This window comes from Bdellovibrio sp. SKB1291214, from assembly GCF_002209355.2.
In the GTDB taxonomy this organism is placed as follows: domain Bacteria; phylum Bdellovibrionota; class Bdellovibrionia; order Bdellovibrionales; family Bdellovibrionaceae; genus Bdellovibrio.
Map to the genome: position 1 here is coordinate 792,815 of NZ_CP106855.1, position 16,659 is coordinate 809,473.

At 44.9% G+C, this 16,659-nt stretch carries 15 protein-coding genes; 4 read left to right on the forward strand and 11 right to left on the reverse strand.

Going from position 1 to position 16,659, the window contains the following annotated elements:
- Window positions 1-1,509 (reverse strand): phospholipase D-like domain-containing protein, encoded by a 1,509-nt coding sequence (locus tag B9G69_RS03925; protein WP_176401007.1) that lies wholly within the window; start codon window positions 1,507-1,509, stop codon window positions 1-3.
- Between the two features lie 257 nt (window positions 1,510-1,766).
- Between B9G69_RS03925 and B9G69_RS03930 the strand changes: the two genes are divergently transcribed.
- Window positions 1,767-2,273, forward strand: a complete 507-nt coding sequence (locus tag B9G69_RS03930; protein ID WP_088616816.1) for a hypothetical protein — start codon at window positions 1,767-1,769, stop codon at window positions 2,271-2,273.
- Window positions 2,274-2,348: 75 nt separating this feature from the next.
- Here B9G69_RS03930 and B9G69_RS03935 read toward each other — a convergent pair whose 3' ends face one another.
- Window positions 2,349-4,178 (reverse strand): methyl-accepting chemotaxis protein, encoded by a 1,830-nt coding sequence (locus B9G69_RS03935; RefSeq protein WP_322740773.1) that lies wholly within the window; start codon window positions 4,176-4,178, stop codon window positions 2,349-2,351.
- A gap of 78 nt (window positions 4,179-4,256) precedes the next feature.
- Window positions 4,257-5,156 carry a LysR family transcriptional regulator gene (locus B9G69_RS03940; RefSeq protein ID WP_265437962.1) on the reverse strand — a complete coding sequence of 300 codons (900 nt, stop codon included), beginning with the start codon at window positions 5,154-5,156 and terminating at the stop codon, window positions 4,257-4,259.
- 78 nt (window positions 5,157-5,234) lie between these two features.
- On the opposite strand from B9G69_RS03940, the gene B9G69_RS03945 reads away from it, so the two are divergent.
- Window positions 5,235-5,951, forward strand: coding sequence for a hypothetical protein (locus tag B9G69_RS03945; RefSeq protein WP_088616814.1), 717 nt, complete (start codon window positions 5,235-5,237; stop codon window positions 5,949-5,951).
- A 53-nt stretch (window positions 5,952-6,004) separates the two neighbouring features.
- Here B9G69_RS03945 and B9G69_RS03950 read toward each other — a convergent pair whose 3' ends face one another.
- From B9G69_RS03950 to B9G69_RS03960, 3 genes are all read right to left on the reverse strand, one after another.
- The gene (locus B9G69_RS03950) at window positions 6,005-7,435 is read right to left on the reverse strand and encodes a M16 family metallopeptidase (protein WP_088616813.1); all 1,431 of its coding nucleotides are present in this window, start codon (window positions 7,433-7,435) and stop codon (window positions 6,005-6,007) included.
- A complete protein-coding gene (locus B9G69_RS03955) occupies window positions 7,428-8,840 on the reverse strand; it encodes a M16 family metallopeptidase (RefSeq protein ID WP_088616812.1) in 1,413 nt (470 codons plus the stop codon). The genes B9G69_RS03950 and B9G69_RS03955 overlap by 8 nt, the downstream gene beginning before the upstream one ends.
- Window positions 8,841-9,069: 229 nt before the next feature.
- Window positions 9,070-9,582, reverse strand: coding sequence for a flagellar basal body-associated FliL family protein (locus B9G69_RS03960; RefSeq protein ID WP_265437963.1), 513 nt, complete (start codon window positions 9,580-9,582; stop codon window positions 9,070-9,072).
- Between the two features lie 160 nt (window positions 9,583-9,742).
- Between B9G69_RS03960 and B9G69_RS03965 the strand changes: the two genes are divergently transcribed.
- Both B9G69_RS03965 and B9G69_RS03970 read left to right on the forward strand, forming a co-directional pair.
- Window positions 9,743-10,753 carry a L,D-transpeptidase family protein gene (locus tag B9G69_RS03965; protein WP_088616810.1) on the forward strand — a complete coding sequence of 337 codons (1,011 nt, stop codon included), beginning with the start codon at window positions 9,743-9,745 and terminating at the stop codon, window positions 10,751-10,753.
- A gap of 18 nt (window positions 10,754-10,771) precedes the next feature.
- On the forward strand, window positions 10,772-11,707 hold the full coding sequence (locus B9G69_RS03970; protein WP_088616809.1) for a hypothetical protein: 936 nt from the start codon (window positions 10,772-10,774) through the stop codon (window positions 11,705-11,707).
- 80 nt (window positions 11,708-11,787) lie between these two features.
- Here B9G69_RS03970 and B9G69_RS03975 read toward each other — a convergent pair whose 3' ends face one another.
- The 5 genes from B9G69_RS03975 to B9G69_RS03995 all read right to left on the reverse strand — a co-directional run bounded on the left by B9G69_RS03975 (window position 11,788) and on the right by B9G69_RS03995 (window position 16,461).
- Complete coding sequence (locus B9G69_RS03975) at window positions 11,788-11,973, reverse strand: hypothetical protein (RefSeq protein WP_088616808.1); 186 nt, start codon at window positions 11,971-11,973, stop codon at window positions 11,788-11,790.
- A gap of 180 nt (window positions 11,974-12,153) precedes the next feature.
- Window positions 12,154-12,903, reverse strand: a complete 750-nt coding sequence (locus B9G69_RS03980; RefSeq protein ID WP_088616807.1) for a rhomboid family intramembrane serine protease — start codon at window positions 12,901-12,903, stop codon at window positions 12,154-12,156.
- Window positions 12,900-13,511, reverse strand: a complete 612-nt coding sequence (locus B9G69_RS03985) for an HIT family protein (protein WP_141096980.1) — start codon at window positions 13,509-13,511, stop codon at window positions 12,900-12,902. The genes B9G69_RS03980 and B9G69_RS03985 overlap by 4 nt, the downstream gene beginning before the upstream one ends.
- A 3-nt stretch (window positions 13,512-13,514) precedes the next feature.
- Complete coding sequence (gene sppA / locus B9G69_RS03990; protein ID WP_254917012.1) at window positions 13,515-14,513, reverse strand: signal peptide peptidase SppA; 999 nt, start codon at window positions 14,511-14,513, stop codon at window positions 13,515-13,517.
- 145 nt (window positions 14,514-14,658) lie between these two features.
- Window positions 14,659-16,461, reverse strand: a complete 1,803-nt coding sequence (locus tag B9G69_RS03995) for a 30S ribosomal protein S1 (protein ID WP_176401006.1) — start codon at window positions 16,459-16,461, stop codon at window positions 14,659-14,661.
- Window positions 16,462-16,659: the final 198 nt, after the last annotated feature.

Below are 16,659 nucleotides of genomic sequence, written 5' to 3' on the forward strand. Positions count from 1 at the left end.
TTACAATAAGAAATCCAAGACGTTTGCCAACGGAAGCGTCATCCAGAAAAGCACCTTCTTTGAAACTGGAACGTTTTCATGCATGGGACGACCGTCTTCTCTAAGGCCTGCGCGATTCAACTTTGCCGCCGACGCAATATGCTCTTTAATATTTTTTTGCACAGCCATGGCAAGCTTTGGATTATCACGACAGATCAGGGCCATCTCCGCATTGATATTTGTGGACCTCGGGTCCATATTGAAAGTACCAACGATGACCGTTCGTTCATCAATCACTGCGCGCTTGGAATGAGTGCCCCATCTTGAGGGACGGGCATCCGGAATCACAGGATAGATTTTAGGATCGATGGTCCCCTTATGCATCCAGACATTCACACCTAGCTCTGTCCAACGACGAATGCGCGTGTCGAAAATCGCTTGAGTATAAAACGCATCTGTTGAGTAAAGGCTGTTCGAAATAACGTTGATCTCGACATCACGACGAAGAAGATCATCCAAGATCGTGGAGATTTCTTTTTTCACAACGAAATAGGGTGATTCTATATAGATTTTCTTTTCAGCAAGATTTGCTTCGACGGCCAGTTGCTTACGCAACACTCGAGTTTTTTCACCCATCCCCGGAAAGTCGGCAGCAAAAATCATATCGTTACAGACGCCCGTGGCTTCTTTAGCTAAGAGTTGCGCCCCAAAGGTATCAACATAACTGCGGATACGACGATCTTCACTGGTAAGAACGGTGAAAGCTTTGGCCTTTGCAGTTCCGTCTTCGTAACGGGCTATCTCCCCTTTATAACGACTGATACTGATACGAGCATCCTTGTCTTGGGTGGCCCATGGATCGTTTTCAAAGTTATCGCTCAATCCTGGAAAATCTGAAGGGCGTGGACGACGCACCAGGGGCGCATCTTCAGTTAAATCTGCATTCCAGAACTCTTCAAAACTTTTTCGCATGTCTTGAACGATAGAACCCTTAACCACGATATCTGTATCCAAAAAGTTATATTCGGGACTTAAATCAAAATACTCGTCGGCTATATTTCGACCGCCGGTGATGCCTTCAACACCGTCCACGATCAACGTTTTTCGATGGCTACGGAATTGCGCCGTTACGACACGCACCAAGACCGCGGGATTATAGTAATGTACTTGAATTCCCGCCTCTTTCAGCACCGAAGCGTAGTATTTATTCAGCTCAAAAATCGGCAATGACGTATCAACGATAACGCGAATTTTTACGCCTTGGCGTGCTTTGCGAATCAGGGCATCGGTGACTAAACGGCCTGCCGTATCGATGCTATAAATAAAGTATTCCATCTCGATCGACTGTTTAGCATTTTCGATCATATCCAGACGCTTTTTTAAGGAGGCAATGCCGCTGTCAAGGATGGTTACCTGTTGTGGCTCTTTACTGCGGCGGTAAACGCCGGTGGCATCTTTCATATTTCGGGAGGCGATGGCAGTACTCGTGAATCCAATCGCAACAGCCATCAAACACACACTTATTTTCACCGAGACCTCCGAATTGGAAACGCTAGAATACCGACTCCAACTATGCAAATTGACGGCCATTCCAGTGCAAATCCACAGCACTTGGCAGAGGATATTCTCGGGACCTAGGCAATTTTTTCAAGGCTGTTCAAGGACTTAACAGTCATGACTTTTGTGGGTGAATGTTTGATCGCAAGGCCGTCGCAATACATAGGGAATTTTGAAAATCCCTGTGCGATGCTGTGACCGTTTTCAACAACCAATGACAGGAGGTCATTATGTTTTCGAAAGTGATTGCCGCCGCACTTCTTCTTTCCTCTAACATCGCACTTGCTTATCCAGCCTTGGGTGACAAAGTGACGTGGAAAGGTTCCGAAGACAAACTCGACGGAACTAGCACACCCGTTTCTGCCACTAAAGAAGTGACTGCTTGGGACATGGATGCTCACAAGTGGACAGTAAAATTCGATATGACAAAAGGTGACCAAACAACTACAGAACAGATTGTTACATCTTGCTTGTGGAATCCTGAAGAGTGGCAATTGCTAATGGCAAAATGCGCTGAAAAAGGCGGAACAATGGAAGACGTTGCGGTAACAACCGGCACGTATTCTGCCTGCCGTATGACGGTGACCGCCGATGATGGCCGGGTGATCAAAACATGGATGGGTGATGTCCCATTTGGTCTTATCAAAAAAGAAGTCACTGATGTCACTGCCGGCACTAAAACGACACTGGCTATTGAGTCAATCACTGAAGGTCCTGCACCAACACAAGGTCAATAACTAGAATAAAAAAGAGCGAGGAGACCACCCCTCGCTCTTTTAGTAAAGCCGCCGATGGCGGTTACTTTTCGCAAACTATGCTGCTTTTTTCAATTCCCCGTGAACAAATACGTTCATTTCATCTGTGGAAGCTTTCATAACATTGGCCTGATTGCTGATATCGGTCGATGTACCTGCGATCTCTTCCGAAGAGGCCGCATTTGACTGTACAGACGCATCCAATTGGTTCATCGCTTTGGAAATCTGTTGGATACCCGTGGCTTGCTCTTCGCTGGCTGTTGAAATTTCAAGATTCAAGTCTGAAACTTTTTTGACTGAAGTGACGATGCTTTTTAAAACTTCACCGGAGCGATTTGCCTGCAACGTGCCGTTTTCAATCTTGATGACATTGGATTTGATCAAGGTGTTAATATCTTTCGCAGCCACTGCAGATCTTTGTGCCAAGGCGCGAACGGCCTCTGCGACCACCGCAAAACCTTTACCTTGTTCGCCTGCACGGGCAGCCTCAACCGCCGCATTCAAGGCTAAAAGATTCGTTTGAAACGCGATATCGTCAATCACGTTGATGATTTCTTCGATTTCTTTCGAAGACTTAGAAATGTCTTCCATAGATTGCATTAAAGAGGTCATCTCGATTTCACCCTTGTGTGCAGATTCTGAAGACTGAGAAGACAATTGGGCCGCTTGTTTCGCGTTATCGGAATTCATACGAACCATGGAGCTCATTTCTTCCAAGGCAGCTACAGTCTCTTCCAAGGACGCTGCCGATTCGCTAGCAGACTGTGACAGGCTTTGACCGGCCAAGGACAACTGTTCGATTGCTACCGTCACGTTATCACCGGTTTCTGAAAGGCGATTCGTAATAGATGTCACCGCTTTTGCAATATAGCGAGCGATGAAAAGAACAGCCACCAACAACACAAGGGTACCAATCAGGGCAATAACAGCCTGAGTCCACACCATTGCACGAGCATCTGCCATGACAGTCTTAAGTGGAGTACGAATCACCAAAGACCATGGCGCGTCCGTCCCGCCCATCACCATCGGCGACACCACGTAAAGACATTCTTCTTTAAGATCTGGGTCCATGCCGGTGATCACTAGACTTTCACCTTTTGCAAAGGCTGCCTTAAATTTTTCCGGCGCCACTTCAAAAGTAGAATGTTTTGTCAGCATCTTTTCATCGGGGTGAGCTACGAAATTACCCGCATTTGTCACCAAATAGGCCGTGGATGTCTCAAAAGGTTTGATTTTCAATGCATCATTTTGCAGATCTTTTAGCGGCAAATCGACACCCGCCACTCCCACGAATTTTCCTTCAAAGAAAATTGGTACCACTGCTGATGTCATTAAGGTTTGAACGCCGTCCACGGGATAAAGATAAGGCTCAACCATCGTCTCTTTGCCGCGAGCTTTCGGAACTAAGTAGTAATCACCGACACCTGGTTTGTCGTAATCCATAAGTGGCGTCAAAGTTGCTTTACCTTTTTCAAAACTTAAATAAGGAACAAAGCGACCCGTTTTATCGTAGCCTTTTGCGTTGGCAAAATGAACATCTTGGCCGTCCCAGGCGTTGGGCTCCCAGCCCGTCCACACACCGATCAGACCTTGATTTGATTCAAGTATATGTTGGAAAGAGTGCTCAACCGGACCGCGCTCCAGATGATTGTTTTTCTTGGCGGATGCCAAGTGCTGCGCCAGAGTTCTTGCGATCCCCAGTCCCTGCTCGACCGACAAGCGCATCTCGTTCGCGTAAGCTTTCGCAATCGCAGTTGATTTATCGACGGCTTGGCGCTCTGCTGTGTTCAAACTGTTTTCCGCCACCAAGAAATTCATTGCGACAAAAACTATGATCGCAATAAGAATAATGGGTACGGACATTTTGACTTGGATGGAATGCTTCACGAAAACACCTTTTCCGAAAAGTTAAGAATCTTAAAGACTTTTCGGAAAAGGTGAATTTTTATATAACTGGGTGTAGGTCTAGGCTTTCTCTTGACCAGCTAGAGTCGAATAAAAGACCTCGACTAAGGGCTTATTAGCAGAGTTCTTTTTATAATAAAACATCAGATCCATTTCGTACGGAAGATCTTTCACGTACACACGATTCAAGCGACCCGAGCGAACTTGTTTTTTAATGGAATGAGCAGGCAAAAACCCCCACCCCAAACCCGCCTCGATGACTCGCTTCAATGTACCGACGTTGGCTGATTCAAAAATAGCGTGGGCTTGGGAAGCTTCCATTTTTTCTTTCAACAGCCGATTGAAACGAGGAAATTCTTGCGTAAAGTCGACAACGGGGAATTGCCCCAGATCTTTGGAAGTAATTTGTTGGGGCATCTTTTCGTCTTTACTGGAACCGACTAACCACATCTCTTCTTTGACCAGGAACTTTTGCTCGACGCCATCTAGTTCTTCGGCAAATTCGGTTTTCGTATCTGGCAAAATGATCACGTCGTACAGAGACTTTTTAAAATTCTTAATCAAGTCCTCGCCGGATTCGTAATCAATCTTCAAGGACAAATCCGGATTATGGCGCATCAATCGTCCCACAATTGGACTCATCAAGTGGAGACCAATGGAATTCAACGTACCAATTCTCAATTGGCCTTTCATTTGATTACCTATGGATTTGATCGCGATTTCTGCTTGCTGAGTCAGGTGAATGATCTTTTTAGCGTAATCGAATAAAACTTCCCCTTGTGGCGTTGCCTTAATTTGGCGCACGCCCCGGACCAGGAGTTCAACCCCCAGATCTTCCTCTAGATTACGAATTTGCTGGCTGACCGCCGGCTGAGTCAAATAGAGCTTATCTGCAGCTGCCGTCATGCTGCCTTCACTGATGACCGTCACAAAGGTAGTTAGCTGGTACAAATTCTTCACGACAATTTCTCCTTTGCGCTTTGATCCCGATGCATTTTGTTATTATACTTACTAACGTCTGCATTTGGAGGTATCAAAATGAAGTTTCGCTTCTTAGCGCCGTTGGCAGTTATTCTACTCAGTTTTAGCGCCAATGCAAAAGTCTTCCGCAACGCTTACATCTCTTTTGAGCTTCCTGACACTTGGAAGTGCAATCTTGAGCAAACAGAGTGGGTTTGCAGAAGCGAACAGAATAAAGAGTCCAAAGAAGCCATCATCATTCTTACAGCTAAAGAAATCGGTCCTACGGATACCTTCCAACTTTATCAAGCCCATTTGGACTCGCCGATTTCAGTTATGTCTAAAGGTGGCGCTTTGACTTCGAAGGTGGTTTATAAAAGTAAGCAAGAGACAATCAATGACCAACCATGGGTCGATGCTTTGCACATGAACTCTGAAGTGCCAAATTACTTCACTCGTTATGTGGCAACGATCAAAAATAAAATTGCGATCTTGGTTACGTTCTCAGCTCACAAACAATACTACACAAAATACAGCCAAGATTTCTTTAAGGCCGTGATGAGTATGAGAGTGATCGCTGCTCCAAATTTGGGTGCAAGACCTGAACTGGGAGTCGGTGGAGCTGGCGGAATGATCGGCAGTAACATTCAAAACGCCATGCCGGGTGATATGTACCAAGATGGTCAATCTGGCGGTGGCAAAAGCAATAAGGCCCTACTACTCGGGGGCGCACTGATCCTGGCAGCCCTGGGAGCCCTGATCTTCCTAAGAGCTAAGAAAAACAAACGCAAATAACCAAGATCTTTAAAAACAAAAAAGCCCACTTCTTCAAGTGGGCTTTTTTTTTGTTATTTGGCCAATCGTACGATTTCAGGCTTATAATCTTTGAACTGAGGAATGATGGATTCGTTTCCGTACACAACCACTTTAAACTTTGTCGGATCCACATGGCGCTTCATCGCGTTGTTGGCATCCTTCTGTTTAATCTTGTTCACATTCGAAATATAATCCGTCAGATACTCATAAGAAATGTCGTAGTAATCCAACACTAACAAGTTATACGCCAGTCGATCCGAAGTTTCGATGGCTCGGGGGAACTGACCTACCAATTGGTTTCTGGCCGCCACGGCCTCTTGTTCTGTGGAACCACCCTCAACGTATTCCTTCACAACCTTCAGCGTTTCATCCAAGGCTTTCACAGCCGTTTCATTTTTCGTGAATGTCGAGATATCGAAACTGCCGCGGTCTTTGCGCGAATCAAAGCCGGAATAAATCGAATAAGTTAAACCCAAGTCGTCACGGACTTTTTGATTTAGACGGCTGCCAAAGCTGCCACCCAAGGACTCATTGGCCATGCGTAAAGGAATGAAATCATCGTCTTTACGTTGAATCCCTAACTGAGACACGCGAATCTGAGTTTGTTGCAATCCCTTTTTCACAATCAACTTTACTTGTGTCGACTCAATCGTCGGAGCAGGTGTTGCCGTCAATGTTGGAATCGTGCGTTTTGTCCACTTGCCCATCGTCTCTTGCAACTGCTTTTCGAATTCGTCATCAAACTGTCCTACGACTGCCATCGTCGCGTTGTTCGGACGATAGAATGTCAGGTAGTGCTTGATGATGTCTTGTTTGCGAAGCGTGCGTAGACCCTCCGGAGTTCCGTTGGCATCCCGACCGTACGGGTGATCTCCGTACAAGAACTGATCCATCTGCTCGTCCGCAAATGCAGAGGGATTATCAACTTTCTTTTTAAGACTTGCCATGATCTGCGAACGAAGTCTGTTGATTTCAGCATCTTTAAACGCCGGATTCATTAAAACGTCAGCAAATAGCTGAAGCAATTGATTTGAATTGCTGGTCAGTGCATCCGCATAGATCGTTGTGACATCAAACCCAGGGCTGACATCTAACGACGTTCCCATTTGACCAAATTCATCTGCGATCTTCATCGCATCACGAGTTTGCGTCCCCTGCTCCAGCAGGTATGCCGTCATCGCATTAAGGCCCGCAAGATCCTTAGGTTCTTGCATGTTTCCGGTTTTGAACAAAACCGTCAGACTTAAACGCGGAAGACTGTTATCACGAATATAAATAATCTTAAGTCCGTTTTCTAAAACCACTTCTTTAAACGGCATCAGCTTAAAACTGCCGGCACTTCTTGGAGCTGAATATCCCGTAGGCACCGCCTGTGTAGAAGCCGTTTTCGTTCCTTTACCCGCACAAGAAGCAAGGGCCGCACACATCAGAGGCAAAGTCAGAGTTTGAGCTAATTTATTCATTTGCAGCTCCTTTTTTATTCTTAGGTTCCAGCACGATGATGGAGCGTTGTGTTTGATTCGTATATTTTTCGCTGACACGCTTGATATCGTCGGCGGTTACGGCTTGATATTTGGCTGTGTCACTGAAAAGGGTTTCATAAGTGCCAGTCACGATTTCATTCACCGCCAACGCACGAGCCTTGCCATCCATTGTTTTCAATGAATCAACCAATTCCTTAATCGTTTGTGTTTTCGCCTTTTGCAACTCAAGGTCAGAAATTTTCGCGTTTCTTAATTTCCACAGTTCGTTATAAACGATTTCCAAAGTTTCTTTGTAATCCACACCGGGCTTCATGTTCACGCCCACAGCGTAAACTCCGGCCTCTTTCATCGCATAGTTAAATGCATAAGTGGATGTCGCAGATTGTTTTTGATACACCAAACGTTTATGCAAGCGCGACGATGTCCCATTTCCTAAGATGTTCGCGGCCAAATCCAAAGCGTACATATCGGGATCGCTTTGCGCCGGGCTTTGGAAAGCCACGATGAAAGAATCATTTTGAACATCTTTTTTAATCGTGGCGTTTTGCTGAACTGTTTGAGTTTTCTCTTTAGGATATTCGCGACGTGGCAAGGGACGATATTCTAAACTGCCATAGTATTTCTCGATCAAAGCTTTGGTTTTAGCCGTATCGAAATCGCCGACCAACACCAGAACTGCATTATTCGGGACATAATATGTACTGTAAAAAAAGCGAAGCTTGTCGGAGTCATATCTTTCGATATCTTTCATGTAACCGATGACAGGCCAGTGATAAGCACTAGTTTTGAAAACTGTACTCATCATCGTTTCACGCACAACTCCCATAGGGTTGTTGTCTACGCGCCAGCGGCGTTCTTCCATCACAACTTGTTTTTCGCTTTTCAAATCTTCAGGCTTTAAAGCAAGCGCACTCATACGATCGACTTCCATATCCATGACTAATTCTAATTTGTCACTTGGAAGATTTTGATAAAAGCCCGTGTAATCGTTTGTGGTGAAGGCATTATTGGAAATACCGTTCTCATGGAAAATACGATCAAAAGCTTTCCCATCGTATTTTTTAGCGCCCTTAAACATCATGTGCTCAAGCATATGAGCCGCGCCCGTTACTCCTGGTGATTCATCGCGAGAACCCACACGGTACCAAGTGTGGTAGCTCACCATTGGCACAGAGTGATCCTCCACCAATAACACCGTCAATCCGTTCTTTAACTGAAACTTTGTTACCGGCAAGGATAACTTTAATACTTCATTGCCAGTCCATCCTTTGATGGCACCAATAACTTCTGTTTTTGGAGTTTGGTTTGGAGTTGGTTCGACAGCGTGCGCAGAACTCGCAGACATGCAAGCCACCGCGACAAGCAAAGTAGAAATCCGTTTCATAGTTGCTTCTTTCCTTGGAGTAATTTCTATAGATGTAAGTTTGGGCTGGTCCTACCAAGATGACAACAACTAGCCGCGCTTTAAGACTTAAGACAGCACCGACTTTCGTTGGGACTAGGAGCACACAGATCGCAAAATAAAAAAAGCTCCGGCAGGTGCCAGAGCTTAGTAAGTTTCAAACTAGATCTAAGTAACGTGTAAGTGCTACTGCACGGGTTAACCGTGTGTACTATTGCACTGGAACAAAGTCGGAAAAGAACACGTCCTTTACGACGCCCTTATGAAGGATGCCGTTTACTTGAGAGGCGATTTTGTCCTTAAGGAACAGTTTGCCTTGGATGCTTTCAAGATCACTAAAACCTTCTTCGTTCAGGATACGAACGATTTTATCACGCGCTTTGGCGCGATTCTCAGGCTCCATGACCTCTTCAAAGCCATCTTTACCGAGCATTTGTAAGTTCACTTCAAGACGGATCGTTCTTTTAGGCTCCCCGGTCAAATTCACAGTGAATTTGTCCATGGTGTAAACCATCGGGGCCAATTCAGTCTCTTCAGTTGATGCCAGTTCTCTTTGAGCAGATTCCTCGTTGATAACAGGGCTTTCCCACCCCATCGTCGAGGCATATACCATATAAGCTCCGCCACCCATAACAGTCAGATTGATCACCGCAAATACGATTTGCAGGATCATGCCTGTATTCTTAGGCTTTGCCGGGGCTTGTCCCTCTTGACTCTCTGCCATGTAAACCTCTTCCTTCATAAACGATATCGGAGCAACAGTCCTAGGTCTTAACGGGAATAGGCTCAAATTTTCTTGAGGGATTTCGGATATTTCGTCGAACCTCTAGACAATTTCATTCTGAGGCTTGACAAAAATCACCAGTCTTCCGAAATAATATATTATGAGAATTTTGCTCTCGGGTTGCCTAATATTACTATCGTGTTTGCCTGCAAAGGCGGAATCTGTATCATCTGCACCGTCTCAGTTTGAGGCGACCGATTTGCTTCCAGCTCCGCTGTTGCAAATCTCTGAGACAGAGGCTTTTTCTAAATTCGTATTCCTCGTTGATAAAGAAAAGCGCAAGCTGACTGTTTTCGAACGCAACGGCGAACAAATCAAAAAAGTTGACGAGTTCCCTGCTGACATCGGTAAAAACGGTGGCAACAAAACCAAGCGTGATGATGCCAGGACTCCCGAAGGTATCTATTTCTTGGAAAAGCGTCTGACTCAGCCGGAAATCCCTTTCAACCTTTATGGCGGCTTGGCTTTCACAACGAATTATCCAAATCTATTTGATAAGCGTGAAAACAAAACGGGTTCAGGTATTTGGCTTCATGCGATTCCTGATACAGTTCCATTAACTCGCGGGTCTCGTGGCTGCGTTGTTGTTCGCAATGAAGTTATCAAAAAGTTAGCTGATTACGTAAAACTAAACGAAACGCCGATCTTGATCTTTGATCATGTTAGCTATGTTCAAAAAGACGAACATGAAAAACGTCGCGTGGCTTTGAACTCTTTCATTGAAGGCTGGAGACAGTCTTGGGAAGCGCAAGATATCGACAAGTATATGAGCTATTATGATTCTGATTTTAAAGCGCCAGGCTTTAACTTCGCCTCATGGAAGACTCATAAGTCGAATTTGAAAAAACAATATGAATTTATCAAAGTTCACCTTTCACAACCTTACATCGTTGCACACAACGAACAGTTGTTGGTGAAAACGCTTCAGCGCTATGAATCGGACAAACACATCGATTACGGTGTGAAAACGATTTACGCGATCAAAGCTGGTGACACTTATAAAATCATCCGTGAAGAGTGGGCTCCATTCAGCCAAAAAGCTGTCACAAATGCGATCGCTCACGAAAATTCGATGACGGCCCAAGCTGGCAACGTTCAACAAACTCAGTAATCTTAAGGGACGATTGAAATGACGAAAAGATCGTCCCCACCCGCAACGAATCCGCACGTTCAAAATTTCATTGAAGACCTCCAGCTGCTAAGCAGCCTGCCCACTTCTAAAAAACATTCCAAAATAGCACTGACTGAATACCCTTTGGATGAGCAATTGCTTCATGCAAGCTCCCTTTATCGCGCCAGCCGTGAAATGTATTTGGAATTGGGCGGAGTGTTCGAAGCAAAACTATGCTCAACGATGCGATCATTGAGTGCTCAGGATTTATTTGCAGACGTGATTCAATACTCCCCATCTTGGTCTGAATTGTTATGGTTTAAAGATCATTCTCATGAACTTGCTGATCCCGATAAAGAGCTTGAGGCGTTGGGTCGCTTTAATGAGATCTCGTTGTATCACGAGCAGAACCACCGCGTGTTGTGGCGCCTGTTGCCTCCTGCACCTAAGGATGCCACGGCCTTTCGCAGATATTTAAATTTCGCGGAAAGCTTGGTTGTGGTTTTAGATTTAGCATTGGGTGACGAACTTGGTAAAAAGCACTCGCCGATCTTTGAAGATCTGAAAGTTATTTATCGCTCAGGTGGCGAACACAGTTATCACACTAAAGATTTGCAAACCTACCGCAAGTACTTGCTGTCCATGGTATGCGCGACTTATTGCACTTTGGAATTAGTGAACCCTGAAGACGTCGTCAAAGTCGTGGATTACGTTTTCCCCGGCCAAAAGAAAATGAACAAAGACGCTACCACGCGCAGCCTTGAAATTAACGAGCTGTTCACACGTGTGACAAACCCTCAATGGCAGGAACGCTACTGGCAAAAGGCACAAAAGAAGCTGGCGCGCCTGCACAAGCCTTCCAAAGAACCGACATTCCATCTTGCCGCCGACCCTTTGGACATGGAACACGAGTTTGCCGTAGCTCTTAGAGTCTTTGAGTACTACGGGATTTGATTACATTATCCCGCGACGAAAGCATAAAAAAAGCAGCCTCAAAGGGCTGCTTTTTTCATTTTCAACTATCTTGAAAAATCTTAGTGAGATTCGTCAGAAGAAGCTGGTTTACCGTCAATCGTGAATTTCTCAACGTTGTGAGCAAGGTCTGGAAGTTGCTCAAGGTGCTTTTGCAATTCATCCTTTTTAAGCTCACCAGAGTTAACCTTAGCTTCAGTCATTCGAGTATCCCATTTAAGATTTTTATTAGCTTCAGCCAAAGACATCGCGCGCTCCTTTAGAATATATAATCGCCATCTTTTATATCCAAATGACCTAATTTTGTCCAGTCCCAAAGCCAAACAGGGAAATCCCTCCCCAGAACGAAGACCTCGACAACAAAGCAGTCGGTGGCTTTAGGGCCTTCGGGTCCTTAAGAACTGGAAAGGGCCCGGCAGGCCCTTTCTTTAGTTCCAGTATTTTGGAGGTTTATCGGACTTCTTCTCGTTATCGACGACCAAGCGAAGGTTTCGGCCCTTGTTTTTAGCCTTCTTCTTAAAATCCTGGCGTATAAACCAAGCTTTCACCTGCAAAGTCACGAAACCCGCCACGATACCACCCAAATGGGCAAGATAAGCCACTTCCCCACCCGTGACGCCAGATGTCATCATGGAGGCAAATTGAACTAAGCCCATTAAGGCTACGAACCATTTGTTCTTCATTGGGAAAAGCATAAAGAAGTACACGATGCGCTCACCAAAGATGATCCCTTGAGCCAGCAGCAAACCAAAGATGGCACCCGAAGCACCGACCACCGGCACGATCAAGCCTGTTTCAGAGCCCGTCGCCAAAGCCCACGTCCACACACCGACGCAGTAGATGATGGCGGCGCCGATACCGGATGCGAAGTAATAAGTCAGAAAGAACTTCGTCCCCCAGCGCTGTTCAAGCTCGGCACCAAAGAACCAAAGCATCAACATGTTGAACAGGATGTGCGTGACCTGCAAAGAGTGCACGAACATGTAAGTGAACAACTGCCAGATCTCAAAATTGAAAAGGACTTTTCCCGGGTAAAGCGCCAAGTATTGAGTGATAGGAATTTTAGCGAATCCCTCCACCATAACTTGCAGAAGGAACCAAACCGCTACATTGATGATCAGCAACCATTTCACCGCAGGAGTCATGGGAGCTGTTTGAAAACTTACGCCTCTATTCATATCTTTTTAAAATACTCCAAAAACTTCTCATAGGTCTGCTCGAGACTTTCAACCAAGACCTTTGTCTCAGCAATCAAAGGGAAGAAATTAAGATCCCCCGCCCATCGCGGAATCATATGATAGTGAAGATGTTCAGGAATCCCCGCACCAGCCACTGCTCCATGATTTAATCCCAGGTTAATTCCTCCGGGTTCATAAATCGAGTTGATCGCAGCCATCGTGTGACGAATCGTATTTTGAACATCGGTAAACTCGGCATCGCTGAGTTTTAACAAATCCCCACAGTGACGAATCGGCAAGACCAGCACATGACCACTGTTATAAGGAAACTTGTTCAGAACAACCATCGCGTGTTTGGATTTGTAGACACACAATGTATCGAAAGAAATATCATGTTTAGCAGCGTTACAGAAAACGCATCCCTCTGGTTTAATCAACTTACGCACGTATTTCATGCGGTCCGGACGGAACAAAACATCACGCTCCATCGGCCAGACATTCTGATTAATACAAACCACTGCCTTTTCAGCCGAAGCCGATTTTTTAACCGACTTTTTCGCAGCTGACTTTTTAACAGTGGTTTTTTTGGATGCTTTCTTTTTCGCCATCAACTACTCCCAGTAGCCTGGCATCATGTACAGCGGCTGATTCAAGTATTTTGCGCGAAGCAAATACTTCACAGCCCCCTCTACATTCACACCCGGCGTGATACCCGCCGCAACTGCAGCCTTCCCTTTAAGAAGATCTGCGTATTCAGCCAACGAATTCAAATCGTCTTCTGAATCTTTATCGCCGAAATCAAAAATGCTCATTTTCTTTTTAGGTACTTCGAAAACGTCGTAATCTTTTTTATCAAGTTTTGCCATCTCTGCCGCCAATTTGATGGCATCATCTAAGAAACCCTCTTGGTCGGCGAAACCTGTTTTAACTGCGAAGGCACCTGTGAACACACGACCATCTGCATACTCAGAAACGACTTCGTCTTTAAGCTTACGCTCTTTCGCCACTGTTCCTTTGAACTGTGCATAGACCTCGTTGATCATGTTTTGGAAAAGTTCTTTTTCATCCGCGCGCATACCGCGGTATTCAGCGCCAGAGTCTTTGAATTTTCCAGACGTGATTGAATAGCGAGAAACCTTGGCCCAATCGTAAAGCTTTTCAAGATTCGCGAATTCCATGATCACACCGATGGAGCCCACCAAAGCACCTGGAGCCACGACAATTTTATCGCAAGCCACTGCAGAGTAGTAAGCGCCAGAAGCCATCACACCCGTCGTTACACAAACGATTGGTTTTTTAAGTTCTTCACGAACCTTCTTAATATGGTGATAAATCTCTTGAGACGGACCAACGGATCCACCTGGGGAGTTGATGTTAATCACGATCGCTTTAACTTTATTGTCTTCAGAATACTTCTTAAGATTTTTTAGAAAGCGCTTACCGTTTAAGATCACGCCGTTCATCTCAAGTTGAAGAATCGTGTTTTTAGCAGTCAGCTTTTTTTCTTGCTCGCCAAACATACCGGAGCCGGCTTTTAGAACCGCACCGATACCGATAAATACTAAAATAATAATGATGAGTTTTTTGAAGAAACCTGACTTCTGCGCCACGCTGCTGACTCCTGCTGAAATAAAAAAAGGGGAACCTTGATAGGCTCCCCTTTTTCGACATTTCAGTCAATTACGCCAAGCGTCTGATTCACTCCGGCTCGCGCCGGAGTAGCTACACACTCCGACTCGCGTCGGATTAGGCATACTATTGCTTGCCGTCAGTCTTCATGTTTTTCAACTGGTCAGCGAACAAGTCACCGAAAGTTGATTTAGAAGTTGCTGTTGCTTTCTTAACATAGTCATCAACGTCAGCTTTTGACTCACGAAGTTTAACTAGTTTTGCAGACAAACCGATCTTACGAGCGTCTTTGTCGATAGAGATAACTTCAGCTTTTACAGATTGACCCGGTTTAATGAAGTCTTCAACTGTGTTGATTTTATCAGTTGTTAGTTCAGAAATGTGGATCAAACCTTCGATATCAGACTCAAGCTCAACGAAAGCACCAAAATCAGCTGTTTTAGTTACTTTAACGTCGTGTTGTGTACCGATAGCGTATTTGTTTTCGATGTTAGCCCAAGGGTCAGACTCAAGTTGTTTGATGCCCAAAGAGAATCTTTCGTTCTCGATGTCTACACCTAGAACAACGGCGCGTACTTTAGCACCTTTAGCGAACATTTCGCTTGGGTGGTTAACACGTTTAGTCCAAGAGAAGTCAGAGATGTGAACTAGGCCGTCAATACCTTCTTCGATGCCGATGAAGATACCGAAGTCAGTAACAGATTTAACTTCACCTTCGATGATTGTACCTGGAGCGTAAGACTCTTTAAGTTCAATCCATGGGTTTTGTTGAAGCTGTTTCATGCCCAAAGAAATGCGGCGGTTTTCAGTGTCAACTTCAAGAACTACTACTTCTACTTCGTCACCAACGTTAACGATTTGAGAAGGGTGTTTTACACGTTTAGTCCAAGACATTTCAGAAACGTGGATGAGGCCTTCAATGCCTTCGCCAAGTTCAATGAATGCACCGTATTCTGCCAAAGAAACAACTTTACCTTTAAGCTTAGTGCCTGCTGGGTAAGATGCTTTAACAGTTTCCCAAGGATCGTTGTGCAACTGTTTCATGCCCAAAGATACGCGTTCTTTTTCTTTATCATACTTAAGAACTTTAACTTGGATTTCGTCGCCAACATTCAACATTTCAGAAGGGTGTTTTACACGGCCCCATGACATGTCAGTGATGTGCAACAAACCGTCCATGCCACCAAGGTCGATGAACGCACCGTAGTCAGTGATATTTTTAACGATACCAGTAACAACAGAACCTTCTGCCATAGTGTCAAGAGTTTGTGAACGCAAGCTGTCGCGTTCTTCTTCAAGAAGCGCACGGCGAGAAAGAACGATGTTGCCACGCTTTTTGTTGAATTTGATAACTTTGAATTTGAACTTTTTGCCCAAGTAAACGTCCATGTTGCGAACCGGACGTAGATCGATTTGAGATCCAGGCAAGAATGCTTTAACGCCGATATCAACGCTCAAGCCGCCTTTAACTTTAGCAACAACAGTACCTTCGATAACTTCTTCGTTTTCTGCTGCTTTAGAGATATCAGTCCATGCACGTAGCATGTCTGCTTTATCTTTAGAAAGAACGATCATACCGTTTTCGTTTTCGATACGGTCGATAAGAACTTCTACTTTGTCTCCAGCTTTCACTTCACGAACACCGTCAACGATACGGAATTCATTGATAGCGATCAAACCTTCAGACTTGTAGTTGATGTCCACTAGAACGTAGTCAGATTGTACTTCAACTACAGAACCAGTAACAACGTCGCCAACCTTGAAATCTTGCTCTTTCATGGACGCTTCGAATAGAGAATCGAATTCGCCTTTTTCAGACTTTTTTGCACCATAGATGCCAGGATTAGCAGCGACTTTAGAATCTTCTGCATCCAAGAAAGCTAGCACTTTCTGTTTTTCAAGTTCAGCCTTGTTAAGTTGTTTTGTCATATCGTTTTTTAAATACCTCCACGTAGTAAAGCCTCGAGGACCTTACCCGTACCTTTCTTCGCTCTTTGGCGAAACAATGGTTTAGCGAGCTAAGGGGTCGGAAGTCAAAGGTTTTACGCCCCTCGTTAGCCTTTTCAAAAGGTGTCTAAATGTAAGCTAACAGGGGCACTTGCCTCCCCCCGGTTTTCCCTGCTGAAC